Genomic DNA, 13,064 nt, shown 5'->3' with positions numbered 1-13,064 from the left:
TTTAACTTAGAGAGTCTCTCTTGTGCCTCTTTGGCCGCACCGCTTCCGCTATATTTTGATACTGTTGCTTGATAAAAAGCTTTTGCCGTTGCGCTGTCTCCGGTTTTTTCCATCGAAATTCCCGAATGGAGCAAAAGGGTCGGCATGAAAAGCGATTTTTCACTGCGGGACGCACTCTCTTTATAATTTGAAACCGCTTCTTTGTAGTTTTTACGTTCAAAGTGCGTCTCACCGATCATAAACAAAGCTTCATTGATTTTATGTTTTTTTTGAACTAACTGCTCAAAATATTTCTGCGCATCAGCGTATTTCTTCTGTGAAAAAAGCTTATTAGCCTCTTTTTCAAGGGCGGAATTTGACATTTTTGCAGAAGAGACTGCGGCATCAGGAACGTTTACTTTTAGCTGTTTAATCAGTGCAGCAAATTGTTCTTTCGTCACATAATTACTATTGATTTCATCTACAACAAGCGAAAGTTCTTCAAGGAGTGTTTTGAATTGAGCGATATTTTCAGTATTAGCTACAACATGCTTCTTCAACTCTTCCATGTTTGAACTGTTGTTACTGTCGAGAGCAAGCTTTTCTTGGAGTTTTTGAAGAAGCAATGTCTGTTCATTCGATCGCTGCCCCAACCCTTCAAGAATTCCCTGCATACCGTCAAGCCGTTCTGTAACCGTCTCAACTTTTGCATTTTGAGCATTGTTTTTTTGAATGACCGTCTGAAGCTCTTTTTTATTTTCAAGAATCAGTTTCTCTTCATGGGTAAGACCATAAGGGTTAGGGGTGTTCAAATCACCCGCACCGAAGACCGAAGGCTCCGATGCAGATACTGATAGTGTTATCAGAAAGGGGAGAATTACTAAAGAACGCATTTACGGAAGTTTAAAATCTACACGACGATTTTTCGCCCAACACTCTTGTGTTTTTTCTAGACAAACCGGATTGCTTTCACCAAAACTTGCCATTGTGATCGCATCGGCACTTACACCGCTGTTTACCAAAGCTGCTTTAACGGCATTAGCACGTTTAAGACCAAGTGCGAAGTTGTACTCATCGCTTCCGAATTCGTCACAATTTCCCTCAAGTTTAACCGCTTTGCCTTTAACCAATAACGTATTTTTAGTCATTGCTTCTTGCATATCTTCACGAACATCAAATTTGTCATAATCAAATAAGATACTCACCAATTGACCATCTGAACCATTAACACCATCAGAGCCTACAGCACCAGTCGTTGTATCATTCGCACTTGCATTTGTAATAGGTGCGATAACGGCATTAGTGTCTGTACCTGTAGTACTTGTATTTGCATTTGTCCCGATTGACGTGCCGTTAGCATTTGCTGTTGCATCGATTGCCGGTTCTTTAGAACTACATCCGCTCAAAACTAACATCGCTACCGTTGCGCTTAAAAAAGCAACTTTTTTCATCATGACATCTCCTCAGGATTATAAATATAGTGTTATGATACCGAAAAAATTGTTAACACTACCAATCAATCGATTGAATTCGTCCCATTTTTAACGGGAAAATAAAGCTTTTATTGACTCCGAAACGGATAACGCCGATAGAACTGCGCGGTCCCTCTTGCTTTATATATAATATTGCTTCGCCATCGGGTGAGAATCGTGGGAAATCATTCTCTCCGCTCACGGTTAGTCGCTTAACATTTCCCGAGTTAAGTGATAATAGATGAAGATTAAAGGAATTACCCGCAAAGGTTGCACTGTTCTCACGTGCTTTATAAACTAGAAAATTTTTATACGCACTCAAAGAAGAGTTATTTTTCCCCTGGTACACAAGCTGTGAGATCCCGCTGCTGTCAACTCGTTTCGAAAAAATATTAGGGTATCCAAGTCGGTTAGAAACAAACGCAACGGATCCATCTCCCATAAACTGCCCGTTCACATCAATACCTGAATAATCGGTAATACGGATCTTGTTTCCAGAAACCGAATCGTATACATAGATATCGGGCTGCCCATCAGGTGCGAGTGTCAGTAAAAGACGCTTAGCATCTTCACTAACATCGGAACACACTGCCATTCCATCGGAGCTAATAACTTTCTCCTTTTTCCCGCTTTGAAGATTCATCTTATAAATCGTGGGTTTAAAATCGGACAGGGAGGTATAGTACAGATCACTCTGTTCACGGTTGGCCCATTTTGCGAATCCGTACATCCCCCCTTTTAAAATCACTTTTTGATAGGAGAGGGTATAGTCTGAAGCAATAATCTCCGAATGTCTTGGACTGGTTAGTCGGACGAAGAGAACTTTTCGCTTAATCCAATCAATCGGAGCCCCCTCCATTTTTGTATTAATATCATACGCAATAGAGTGGGATAGAAATACCATCATTTCACTTTGTTTTAGAACATAACTTTTAAGAAATAGCTCTCTACCGTTTTGAAGCAGTTTAATATCCGCCTTGATCCCCCCTGAGGTGTCATTACTCAATCGATACCGAAGTAAATACTGCGCATCTTTATGTGTTACTGAGGGAACAAGTGAATCAAACGGAGCCATTGCATAACTCTCATCTACACTAAATAAAGAGACGACATTCATATCGGCCACTAACATCTTGGCAAATTTTTGAGACATCTCGCTGCTTTGGAGTGATGAATCTTCGATTGCAAGGGGAGCCAGCCCCTCTACCCCTTTAACTACTTCTATGGTCGCATCCGCACACCATGAGAGCTGAATCAAAGTAAAGAACAAAAAAACAATTTTCAAATGACTACTCCTTAGCCGTTAATATACACTCTAATACCGCATCTTTACCCTCAGGATGTTCTGGAAAACGGGCCGAATTCAATCGATCTTTTAGCCAATCAACTTCCCCATTGAACGATCCGTTTCCGGAATAACTCATCACTTTGTAACTGATTAATTTACCCGATGCACTGATTTTCATACGGATTCGTGCCACTTCTCCTGCACTCCCTGATGGGGGGCGAAAATAGGTATAGACAAGTGCTTGAATCTTAGCATGGTATTCGTTAACGAGGGGACCGCTCGATCCCCCTTGGGGTATCATTTTCACGGAAGGTTTCGCAAGTTCAACCTTACTCACTTTATCCGAAAAACGAGAGGACTCTTTTCGTTCCAAAACCTCTTTTTCCAAAGCATTTAACTGTTTATTCTCTTCAGGCTTTTTTTTAGGTGTTGTATCCGGTTTTACTTGTGCAAAAAGATCCGATATTTCCGGTACTGGCTCTGGTTCGACAATACGCTCTTCTTCTTGAACCGGCTCTGATTTCTCAAGCACAGCTTGCGGTTCAGAAATCTTTTGAGCCTCATTAGTCGGTTCCATAATCGACACCGATACGTATTCGCTTTGTGTCATCGCAAATTGCTCTATGACGGGTGATACGGCTAAGCTGTACCCAGCTAAAAATAGCAGTACCACAAAGAGTGTAATAGAAATTAATCCGCTTAGAAAAAAATAGCGTTCTTGGTTAAAACTCATTTGACAGCCTCTCTTACAGAAACTCTAAAATATGTTTAGCCATTGGATGCTAACGAAACTTCTCTAAATCCGGCTTGCTTGACTGCCCCTAATACCGACATAACTTTCCCATAATCAAGCGTTTGATCTGCACTGATTAGCACGGTTGCCTCACGGTCTAACTGCTGTGCATAGAGTGAAAAATTATCATTGAATGTCTCTAATTTAAACGGTTCTTTATTGACTAAAATTTCACCCTCTTTACTTATACTAATATGAACAGGTGGAATTTTGGTAAGTTCTTTTTGTGCAGAACCTTTGGGAAGACGAATCAACTCTTCGTAAACAATATTCGGTGAAATGACCATCAAAATCGCCAAAAGAACCAACATCACATCCACAAGGGGAGTAATGTTCAGTTCCGGTTTTTCATCCCAATCAAACATACTTATGCATCTTTAGAGAGGAGTGCATCACCTTGCATACGGATCAATCCCGAAAGCTCATACGCTTTACGCTTTAAAATCTGATGATAGGTGTACGCAAAAATAGCGACAAAAATCCCTGAAGCGGTTGCGACAAGAGCATCCGATACACCCGCAGCGATAATGCTCATAGTCCCACTCGCTTGCCCGATATTGTCAAAGGTATCTAATATCGAGACAACCGTTCCGAAAAGACCGATAAAGGGGGTTGTCGATGCGACGACAGAGAGGAACATCAACCCTTTTGTCGCTTCTTTCGTCGCCGCATACGAAGCCATATCAAACAGCGCCGATGATAGACGAGAAGATGATTTGGTAAAATGACTGAGATACGCGTAATCGGGAATTTTATGGGAACCTAATAACAGTGATTCGAGAGACTGATTTTCGGTAGAGATCCATTGGTTCAGGGAAAAGAAGCGATAAAAAAATGTCCAATTGACGGCGATGAAGTAGAGAGAGAGTACCAGTAACACAAAAAGTGTTACCGGATGGCTTTTATCGTAAAAATCTGCGAATGTTTGAAACATTGAGTTAGACTAAACGATGTGCCGCAGAATCAATACGTGCCGATACCGAAGCAATCATAGCGTTCGAATCGCCGACACTGGTGATCAAAGATTTTGCTTCATCGAGTGCTTTAGCAATATCCCCTTCGCTTTCACCACGAATGGCAACTGCACCGTCAACCAAAACGACCACTTTGTTTTGGGTAATTTGAACAACTCCCCAATTCACAACAATCGATTCGACTTTACCGTTCTCTTTTTGGATATCAACTACTCCGGCTTGAAGCAGTGTCGTTAAAGAGACGTGTTCAGGGAGAACACCAAATTCTCCCTCTTCACCCGGAAGGGTGACGCTTTTAGCCGGCCCGTTATAAATCGGACCGCTTGGGGTTAGCACTTCTAATTGGAGTGTTTCCATAGTGTTTCCTTATAAGGCGAGAAGCAATTACTTGCTTTTCATTTTAGCAGCTTTTTCAATCGCCTCATTCATATCACCGACCATATAGAACGCCCCTTCAGGCAAGTGGTCGAATTCACCCTCAAGAATTCCTTTGAATCCTTTGATAGTGTTTTCAAGTGAAACGTATTTCCCCGGAGAACCGGTAAATACTTCCGCAACGAAGAACGGTTGAGAAAGGAATTTCTCGATTTTACGTGCACGTTCAACTGTAGATTTATCATCTTCAGAGAGTTCATCCATACCAAGAATCGCAATAATATCTTGCAAATCTTTGTATTTTTGAAGTGTTTTTTGAACACCGCGAGCAACACCGTAATGCTCTTCGCCGATGATTTGCGGATCAAGCAAGCGTGATGTTGAATCCAATGGATCAACCGCAGGATAGATCCCTTTTTCAGCGATTTTACGGTTAAGAACCGTTGTCGCATCAAGGTGAGCAAAAACCGAAGCAGGAGCCGGGTCAGTCAAGTCATCCGCAGGTACGTATACCGCTTGAACCGACGTGATTGAACCTTTTTTAGTTGATGTAATACGGTCCTGGAGAGCACCCATCTCACGAGCCAAAGTCGGTTGGTAACCAACGGCTGATGGGATACGCCCAAGAAGTGCTGACATCTCTGAACCAGATTGTGCAAAACGGAAGATGTTATCGATGAACATCAATACGTCAAGCCCTTTCTCATCACGGAAATATTCCGCCATGGTAAGACCGGTAAGAGCGATACGGTTACGTGCTCCCGGTGGTTCAGACATTTGACCGTAGCACAGTGCTACTTTGTCCAAAACGCTTGATTCTTTCATCTCGTGGTAAAGGTCATTCCCCTCACGAGTACGCTCACCGACACCGGCGAAAACAGAAAGACCGTCATGCCCGTGTGCAACGTTGTGAATCAATTCCATGATGATAACGGTTTTACCGACACCGGCACCACCGAAGAGACCGACTTTACCACCTTTAGCATACGGAGCCAAAAGGTCAACAACTTTGATACCCGTTTCGAACATCTCAGTTTTTGTACTTTGGTCAACCAACGGTGGAGGATCACGGTGAATAGACCATGTATCACAATCTGTTACTTGCTCTCCGCCATCGATAGTTTCACCGATTACGTTGAAGATACGTCCGAGAACTTTTTCCCCGACCGGTACTTTGATCGGAGCGCCGGTTGCACGTGCCGCCATACCGCGAACAAGACCTTCTGACATATCCATAGCGATCGTACGTACACGACCGTTTCCAAGGTGAGATGCTACTTCAAGAATAAGACGAGTCGTATTCCCTTCTACACTTACATTTACTTCGATTGCGTCGTTGATAGCGGGTAAATACCCTTCAAAATCAACGTCAACAACCGGACCAATTACTTGAGCAATTTTACCAATCATTCTTTCCTCCATAATTATTTCATCGACTCGACGCCGCTGATAATCTCGATAAGTTCAGTGGTGATCGCTTCTTGTCTTGCTTTGTTAAACTTGACTTTCAACGAGTTAACCATCTCTTTAGCGTTGTTAGTTGCCGCATCCATTGCCTGCATACGTGCACTGTGTTCTGCCGCAAGCGAATCAATCAGCGCATAATACATATTGTATTCAGCGTATTTTGTTACCAATGAATCGAGCATTTTCTCTTCATCTTGTGCTTCAAGCTCTAACATAGAGTTTTTCGCTTCTTCACAATCGTAACCCTCTACATTGACCGGCAAAACACGGTTGACATGCAACTCTTGGGTAATAACGTTTTTATAACCGTTGTATACGAGATACACAGCATCAATTTTACCCTCTTTGAAATCATTGATCGAACGGGTCATGAATTCGCTTGAACGCTGCATATCAGGAGCAGAACTCAAATTTTTTACTACATCAAGCATCTCTACTTCATTGTAAGTAAAAAATTCAATCCCTTTTTTCCCGATACCGCGAAGGCGGATTTTGACTTTTTTATTTTTGTATTCGCTCATAAGACGTTTAACCGCTTTGATGGTTTGCATATTGAAACCGCCGCAGAGACCTTTGTCCGCTGTTACAAAAATAATGTCGATCATTTCAGGTGCATCATTCTCAATGAAGCAGCGGTTTTCAATCCCGCCAACTTTATTGCATTTGATACGTCCTGCGATTTCAGCTATCACTTGATTCGTTTTTTGTGCAAACAGACGTGAGCGTTTCGCAAGCTCTTCCGCACGGCGAAGTTTCGCCGTTGAAACAAGCTTCATTGCACGCGTAGTTTTTTGCGTGTTCGAAACACTTTTGATCTGTCTTTGAATCTCTTTCAAGTTAGCCATAAAGATCCTTATTCAGCAACGAAAGTAGATTTAAACTCTTCGAGTGCTTTTTTCATCATAGCCATCGTTTCATCATCGATTTTTGATGTACTACGGATGTTTTCAAGAATTTGTGGATAAGACGCTTCAATGAACGGATACAAATCCGCTTCAAATTTAACGACAGAATCTGCTGAGATATCATCAAGATACCCTTCATTACCCGCGAAAATAACCAACGCTTGTTTTTCAGCACCGAGTGGAGAATATGGAGGTTGTTTTAACACTTCAACCATACGTTGACCACGCTCAAGTTGTTTACGGCTTACTTCGTCCAAATCAGAAGCAAATTGTGCAAACGCTTGAAGTTCACGGTATTGTGCCAAATCAAGACGCAATGTTCCGGCAACTTGTTTCGTTGCTTTGATTTGAGCAGCACCACCGACACGTGATACAGAGAGACCGACGTTGATCGCAGGACGGATACCTGAGTTGAACAAATCAGTTTCTAAGAAAATTTGACCGTCAGTGATCGAAATAACGTTGGTAGGGATATACGCCGCAACGTCACCCGCTTGAGTTTCGATGATCGGAAGTGCCGTCAATGAACCTGCACCCAATTCGTCATTCAATTTTGCCGCACGCTCTAACAAACGAGAGTGTAGATAGAAAACGTCACCCGGATAGGCTTCACGACCCGGAGGGCGGCGAAGGATCAATGACATTTCACGGTAAGCAACCGCGTGTTTAGAGAGATCATCATAAACGATCAAACCATGACGCGCATTATCACGGAAATATTCACCCATCGTTACACCGGTGTAAGGAGCAAGGAATTGGAGCGCTGCCGCTTCAGAAGCAGGAGCAGAAACGATAATAGTGTATTCAAGGGCACCGTGTTCTTCAAGACGACGGATAACTTGTGCTACGGTTGATTCTTTTTGACCGATCGCAACGTAAACACAAACGACACCATTCCCTTTTTGGTTGATGATCGTATCCAAAGCAACGGTAGTTTTACCGGTTTGGCGGTCACCGATGATAAGCTCACGTTGTCCGCGTCCGATTGGAACAAGGGCATCAATCGCTTTAATACCGGTTGCCATCGGTTCGTGAACCGATTTACGTGCCATAATCCCCGGTGCTTTCTCTTCTACGAAACGAACTTCCGTAGTTTCGATTGGACCTTTTCCGTCGATCGGCTCACCAAGAGCATTCACAACACGTCCAAGAAGTGCATCACCGACAGGAACACGTAAAAGACGTCCAAGACGTTTTACTGACATTCCTTCACGAAGATCTTTACCTTTACCAAGAATAACAACACCGACGCTGCTCTCCTCAAGGTTCATAACCAGACCGCGTGAGCCGTCTTCAAATTCTACCATCTCTCCGGCCATAACGTTGTTCAAGCCATAAACTTGAGCGATTCCATCTCCGTATGAGACGATTTTTCCGGTTTCATTAATATCTACATTTAGTTCGAAATTCTCAATTCGCTCTTTAATGATTGAACTGATTTCGTCTGCTTGTACTTTTGCTACCACTATTTCTCCTTTCCCGAGGGTTAAATTGCTTTTAAAATGTGCTCAACCAATTGAGCATTAAGGCGGCTTTTTGAAAAATTGATCTCGACATTCAAGTCATCAACTTCAACACGGATTCCGTCAAAATCAGAAGCAACATAACTCAAAGAGATCGTTGCCCCCATTTTTGTACCCAAATCACGTGCAATCGTCTCAACAGAAGCTTGATCAACAACACTATTGCTGTAGATACGCCCTTTGAATGTACGTTTGGCTCGCGCAATCTCACGTGTTAATTGATCCGCAAGAGTAGGAATCAATAAAAGACGCCCATTCTCAGCCAACAACTTGATAAGATTGTTCACGACAGTGCTCTTCGCCGAAGCGACCATATCCAAAACCAATTGGCATTTAGCACTAACACTAATGTCATTGCTGTTCATGATAAGGGTGAACTTGTCATTTTCGTAAGCTTTGGCAACACTTGCAAGAAGTGCCGCTAAATTTTCCAATGAAGCTTGATCACAACTTTCCATCAAAGGTTTGATGTAACGTTTTGCTATGAGTTCATTTCGCATTTATGCCACCTTCTTTTTCAAGATTTCGGTCATTGCTTCTTTACCCAAAGCTTCACTGCTGCTATTCATGACATCATTCATCAACTCAGAAACCACTTCACGAACCATTTTGCGTTTATCAAGTTCCATCAATGCAACATTTTGCTTTTCGATAATCTCAAGCTCTTGTTCACATTGCGCCAAAATTTTGTCAGACAAAATTTTATTCTCTTTCTTACTTGACTCCGCCAATTCGCTCGCAAACCGTTCTGCTTCTTCGATTTTGTGCTCCGCCGCATCTTTTAGACGTTTTGACTCACGAAGACGCTCTTGAACTTTTTCAAGTTCATCGGCAATCCCCGCACTTCTTCCGCTAAAATAGCTTTTAACCGGTTCAGCCAAAATGTAGAACAAAATTCCGGCAAAAATCAGGAAGTTAACCGTTCGTTGAACGATATCTGTAGAACCCTCTGCACCGGCATCTGACCCAAATAGATAGGCACTGAGCATTAATACTGTAACGATTATTTTACCCATTGCATACCTCATATCTGACTTAGTTTTGCTGATACAGCAGATTGGAACGAAGACGCCTCATTTTGAAGCGCAGCGATCAACCGTGTTCGTTCTGCAGACATTTCGCCTTCGAACGTTGCGTACTCAAGTGCTAATTCAGCACGTTTTGTCTCTATTTTGCTATTTGCCAGCGCTTTGGCTTCAGCAATAACTTTTTCTCTTAATGCCGCTGCTTCCAGTTTAGCATCACTCATAATCTTCTCAGCTTTGGCGTGAAATGCAGCGATTTCAGAGTCGTTGTTGCCAACTTGCTCTAAATCTTTTTTAATATCTGCATCCCGTTTTTCCATATAACTGAAAAGAGGTTTGTAAAGCAAACTGTTTAGTAGGGCAATAAGGACAAGGAAGACAATCAGTGTGCTGCCTAGCAGCATCGGACTTATATCTAACATACCACCTCCTAAAAGTTGCGTGATTATACAACTTATAAATTGAAGGGACAGTTAAACGCGGCTAGATATTAAGAAAGTAGGTCTAAAAATGATTCAATTTGTTCATTATCTTCAAATTCTAGGGTCAGTTTGTAACCTTTTGTGCCACATTTATAACCAAGCTGAAGCAAATGCTTTTTCAAAGCGGTAAAATCAAGCCCTTCCATCTCATATGAAGTGCTTGATGCCGCAGAAGGGAGCTTAATTTTTTTAACCATACTCTCTACATCGCGTACACTCAATTTTTGGCCGATCACCGAATCGATCATCATCGCTTGCTCTTTCGGTTCCAATCCTAAAATTACTTTGGCATGACCCGCACTGATTTTTCCTTCAACCAGAGCTTTGCGCCCTTTTTCGCTCAGTTGTAAAAGACGCAGTGTATTGGTGATTTGTGTGCGGCTTTTATGAACGGTTTGAGAAAGTTGCTCGTGGGTTAATTCATGGATATCAATCAGTTCTTGATAGGCTTGTGCCAAGTCGATTGCATTAAGTTCATCGCGCTGAATATTTTCAATCAAGGCATGTTCACGCATCTGTTCATCACTAACGGAGACGACGATTGCTTTGATCGTTTTATTTTTAGCCAGTTTACTGGCACGAAGACGTCTCTCACCCGCTATTAAAATATATCCGTCAAGATCCTCTTTTACAACGATAGGCTGTAAAAGCCCGTGCGTTTTAATCGATTCGGAGAGTTCTGCTAAGGATTCTGAATCAAAATGTTTTCGCGGTTGATAGGGATTGGGGCGGATTTTATTGACTGCGATCTCTTCGACTCCCCCTTTTTTAGGAAGCTCGTTGTCATATGCCTCTTCGATTTCACTTAAAAGTGCCCCAAGACCTCTCCCCAATGCTGATGCTTTCGCCATATTTTTCCTTTAGGCGATAATCGCGTGTGCCAAATCTTGGTACGCCATAGAGCCGCTTGATTTTACATCGTACAAAATTGCCGGTTTGCCGAAACTCGGAGATTCAGCAAGTTTTACATTACGTGGGATAACGATAAAGTCATCCTCTCCACCTGATTTAAATAATTTTGACTGAAAATGTTGACGCAAATCTGCGAATACTTGACGTGAAAGATTGTTTTGCGCGCTGTACATCGTCGGCAGAAACCCTTTGATCGTTAATTTAGGATTAATGGTTTTACGCACCAATTTAACGGTATTCAGAAGCTGTGCCAAACCTTCCAATGCAAAAAATTCGCATTGGATAGGAATAATAACCGAGTTGGACGCCGATAATGCATTAATTGTCATCGGCCCGAGTGCCGGAGGGGAATCAATGATGACATAATCATATTCATCTTTAACCTGTGCAATGGCACGTTTTAAAATAAGTTCGCGTCCGGTTGCATTATCGGCATCGTAATACTCTTTTTCAACTCCGACAAGACCAATATTTGACGGAGCTAAAAAAAGTTTCGGCAATGATGTTTTTAAAATGATTTCTCGAAGTTTTTTGGCACCGATCAGTACATGATAGATATTAAACTCATAGTTGTTGCGATGATACCCTAACGAGGTGGTTGCATTGGCCTGCGGATCGGCATCGATCAGCAATACTTTTTTCTCTGCAACAGCAAGGGATGCGGCTAAGTTGACGGCGGTTGTGGTTTTACCCACTCCCCCTTTTTGGTTGGCGATAACAATAACTTCACTCATCGTAAACTAAATATCCTTTGGCCATCGCATAAGAGTGATCCGTCTTCAAGCAAAACGGCCTTTTCCAATGCAACTTTTTCATTATTGTTGTGGGTAAAAAATTCTCTACTGTTTTCAAATTCTATCTGGTAATTACTAAAAATCAGCTTCCACGATGGTAATTTTTTAAACAACTCACTATAGAGTTCTGTTAAATCGTATGCGTCGATTCTAATATCAATTTTTTCAAAATTTTCAGGCGCTGAAATTAGATTCATCCCTATACCGCATACCAGTGTTTCACCGACAAGATTTGTGATGACACCGCCGACTTTTTTGTTTCCGAGATAAAAATCATTCGGCCATTTAAGCCATACCTTCGAGCCGAGAGAGCTTAAAAGCTCTTTCATCAAAAAAGCAAAATAGATCGATGAGGATTCAAGTTTCAAATCATCCGGAAGAATAGTACGCGGTATGGCAAGGGAAATAAAAAGATTCCCATTCGAGCCAATCCAACTATTGCCGCGTGAACCTTTACCCAAGGTTTGAGAGAATGCACCGATACAAACGGGAGGATCTAATCGTGAAGCTTTCAATTCTTCCAAGAGATAGCTTTGAGTCGACTCAAGCGACTCAAACCAATGGATGTCCACACCCGATCCGTTTTCCGTTGAGATAATCAACGACTGAAGTCTCTTGTTTAGAAGGGGCTTGAACTGACGTAATACGAAGAGACCCTTTTGCGCACTGTACTAGAATACTCTCTTTATCAACATGGGTGATTATTCCCGCGTCACCGTGACTGTTCTCTTCTTCCAATAGCATTGATTTAATTTTTAATCCCGATTCCGTGAATATTCCCGGCCATGGAGTGTAAGCTCGATAGCGGTTATAAATTTCACGTGCATCGGAGAAATCGATCAAACCGTCGGATTTAAGGATTTTTTTGCAGTGGGTAGCCTCGGCATCGTTTTGCGCTACGGCACTTTCTCTATCCCAGTTTCGAATGGTATCCAGTGTCAATTCGACGGCACTCTCCGTTAAACGCTTATACAAAGACTCTACCATTTCATCTTCACCGATAGGGAGTGTCTTAATTTTAATAACGGCTCCCGTATCAAGTCCTTCATCCATCCACATGGCACTCACGCCGCTT

Annotated in this window: 17 protein-coding genes; all 17 read right to left on the bottom strand. The window is 42.2% G+C overall.

Going from position 1 to position 13,064, the window contains the following annotated elements:
* On the bottom strand, positions 1-872 hold an 872-nt coding region (locus tag A2517_RS04085), incomplete at its 3' end, for a tetratricopeptide repeat protein (protein WP_294894415.1).
* On the bottom strand, positions 873-1,430 hold the full coding sequence (locus A2517_RS04080) for an OmpA family protein (RefSeq protein WP_294894417.1): 558 nt from the start codon (positions 1,428-1,430) through the stop codon (positions 873-875).
* A 58-nt stretch (positions 1,431-1,488) separates the two neighbouring features.
* A complete protein-coding gene (tolB, locus tag A2517_RS04075) occupies positions 1,489-2,736 on the bottom strand; it encodes a Tol-Pal system protein TolB (RefSeq protein WP_294894413.1) in 1,248 nt (415 codons plus the stop codon).
* Positions 2,737-2,740: 4 nt separating this feature from the next.
* Entirely contained in the window at positions 2,741-3,472 is a 732-nt protein-coding gene (locus A2517_RS04070) for a TonB C-terminal domain-containing protein (RefSeq protein WP_294894411.1), read from the bottom strand.
* A gap of 35 nt (positions 3,473-3,507) precedes the next feature.
* Positions 3,508-3,897, bottom strand: coding sequence for a biopolymer transporter ExbD (locus A2517_RS04065; protein WP_294894409.1), 390 nt, complete (start codon positions 3,895-3,897; stop codon positions 3,508-3,510).
* A 2-nt stretch (positions 3,898-3,899) separates the two neighbouring features.
* Positions 3,900-4,466, bottom strand: a complete 567-nt coding sequence (locus tag A2517_RS04060) for a MotA/TolQ/ExbB proton channel family protein (RefSeq protein WP_294894407.1) — start codon at positions 4,464-4,466, stop codon at positions 3,900-3,902.
* Positions 4,467-4,470: 4 nt separating this feature from the next.
* Positions 4,471-4,863, bottom strand: coding sequence for an ATP synthase F1 subunit epsilon (atpC, locus tag A2517_RS04055; RefSeq protein ID WP_294894405.1), 393 nt, complete (start codon positions 4,861-4,863; stop codon positions 4,471-4,473).
* Between the two features lie 27 nt (positions 4,864-4,890).
* Entirely contained in the window at positions 4,891-6,291 is a 1,401-nt protein-coding gene (gene atpD / locus A2517_RS04050) for a F0F1 ATP synthase subunit beta (RefSeq protein ID WP_294894403.1), read from the bottom strand.
* A 14-nt stretch (positions 6,292-6,305) separates the two neighbouring features.
* Positions 6,306-7,193 carry an ATP synthase F1 subunit gamma gene (gene atpG, locus A2517_RS04045; RefSeq protein ID WP_294894401.1) on the bottom strand — a complete coding sequence of 296 codons (888 nt, stop codon included), beginning with the start codon at positions 7,191-7,193 and terminating at the stop codon, positions 6,306-6,308.
* A gap of 8 nt (positions 7,194-7,201) precedes the next feature.
* Complete coding sequence (atpA, locus tag A2517_RS04040; protein ID WP_294894399.1) at positions 7,202-8,719, bottom strand: F0F1 ATP synthase subunit alpha; 1,518 nt, start codon at positions 8,717-8,719, stop codon at positions 7,202-7,204.
* 20 nt (positions 8,720-8,739) lie between these two features.
* Entirely contained in the window at positions 8,740-9,276 is a 537-nt protein-coding gene (locus tag A2517_RS04035) for a F0F1 ATP synthase subunit delta (RefSeq protein WP_294894397.1), read from the bottom strand.
* Positions 9,277-9,792, bottom strand: coding sequence for a F0F1 ATP synthase subunit B (locus A2517_RS04030; protein WP_294894395.1), 516 nt, complete (start codon positions 9,790-9,792; stop codon positions 9,277-9,279).
* 8 nt (positions 9,793-9,800) lie between these two features.
* Entirely contained in the window at positions 9,801-10,223 is a 423-nt protein-coding gene (locus tag A2517_RS04025) for a F0F1 ATP synthase subunit B' (RefSeq protein ID WP_294894393.1), read from the bottom strand.
* 68 nt (positions 10,224-10,291) lie between these two features.
* Positions 10,292-11,134 (bottom strand): ParB/RepB/Spo0J family partition protein, encoded by an 843-nt coding sequence (locus A2517_RS04020; protein WP_294894391.1) that lies wholly within the window; start codon positions 11,132-11,134, stop codon positions 10,292-10,294.
* Between the two features lie 9 nt (positions 11,135-11,143).
* Positions 11,144-11,929, bottom strand: a complete 786-nt coding sequence (locus A2517_RS04015; RefSeq protein ID WP_294894389.1) for a ParA family protein — start codon at positions 11,927-11,929, stop codon at positions 11,144-11,146.
* A complete protein-coding gene (locus A2517_RS04010) occupies positions 11,926-12,591 on the bottom strand; it encodes a biotin--[acetyl-CoA-carboxylase] ligase (RefSeq protein WP_294894387.1) in 666 nt (221 codons plus the stop codon). Before A2517_RS04010 ends, A2517_RS04015 begins: the two co-directional genes overlap by 4 nt.
* Positions 12,542-13,064: formyltransferase family protein (locus A2517_RS04005; RefSeq protein ID WP_294894385.1), on the bottom strand; the 523-nt coding region annotated here is incomplete at its 5' end. The genes A2517_RS04005 and A2517_RS04010, both read right to left, overlap by 50 nt.

Source organism: Sulfuricurvum sp. RIFOXYD12_FULL_44_77, from assembly GCF_001830725.1.
Taxonomy (GTDB): Bacteria; Campylobacterota; Campylobacteria; order Campylobacterales; family Sulfurimonadaceae; genus Sulfuricurvum; species Sulfuricurvum kujiense_A.
The sequence above is the reverse complement of the archived record's forward strand: the minus strand, read 5'-3'. Positions and strand labels throughout refer to the sequence as shown.

Excerpts from the sequence above, each read along its gene's own strand:
- A2517_RS04015 (WP_294894389.1), bottom strand. The coding sequence starts at position 11,929 with ATGAGTGAAGTTATTGTTATCGCCAACCAAAAAGGGGGAGTGGGTAAA.
- atpG (WP_294894401.1), bottom strand. The coding sequence starts at position 7,193 with ATGGCTAACTTGAAAGAGATTCAAAGACAGATCAAAAGTGTTTCGAAC.
- A2517_RS04030 (WP_294894395.1), bottom strand. The coding sequence starts at position 9,792 with ATGGGTAAAATAATCGTTACAGTATTAATGCTCAGTGCCTATCTATTT.
- A2517_RS04070 (WP_294894411.1), bottom strand. The coding sequence starts at position 3,472 with ATGAGTTTTAACCAAGAACGCTATTTTTTTCTAAGCGGATTAATTTCT.
- A2517_RS04065 (WP_294894409.1), bottom strand. The coding sequence starts at position 3,897 with ATGTTTGATTGGGATGAAAAACCGGAACTGAACATTACTCCCCTTGTG.
- A2517_RS04025 (WP_294894393.1), bottom strand. The coding sequence starts at position 10,223 with ATGTTAGATATAAGTCCGATGCTGCTAGGCAGCACACTGATTGTCTTC.
- A2517_RS04020 (WP_294894391.1), bottom strand. The coding sequence starts at position 11,134 with ATGGCGAAAGCATCAGCATTGGGGAGAGGTCTTGGGGCACTTTTAAGT.
- atpD (WP_294894403.1), bottom strand. The coding sequence starts at position 6,291 with ATGATTGGTAAAATTGCTCAAGTAATTGGTCCGGTTGTTGACGTTGAT.
- A2517_RS04060 (WP_294894407.1), bottom strand. The coding sequence starts at position 4,466 with ATGTTTCAAACATTCGCAGATTTTTACGATAAAAGCCATCCGGTAACA.
- atpC (WP_294894405.1), bottom strand. The coding sequence starts at position 4,863 with ATGGAAACACTCCAATTAGAAGTGCTAACCCCAAGCGGTCCGATTTAT.
- A2517_RS04080 (WP_294894417.1), bottom strand. The coding sequence starts at position 1,430 with ATGAAAAAAGTTGCTTTTTTAAGCGCAACGGTAGCGATGTTAGTTTTG.
- A2517_RS04035 (WP_294894397.1), bottom strand. The coding sequence starts at position 9,276 with ATGCGAAATGAACTCATAGCAAAACGTTACATCAAACCTTTGATGGAA.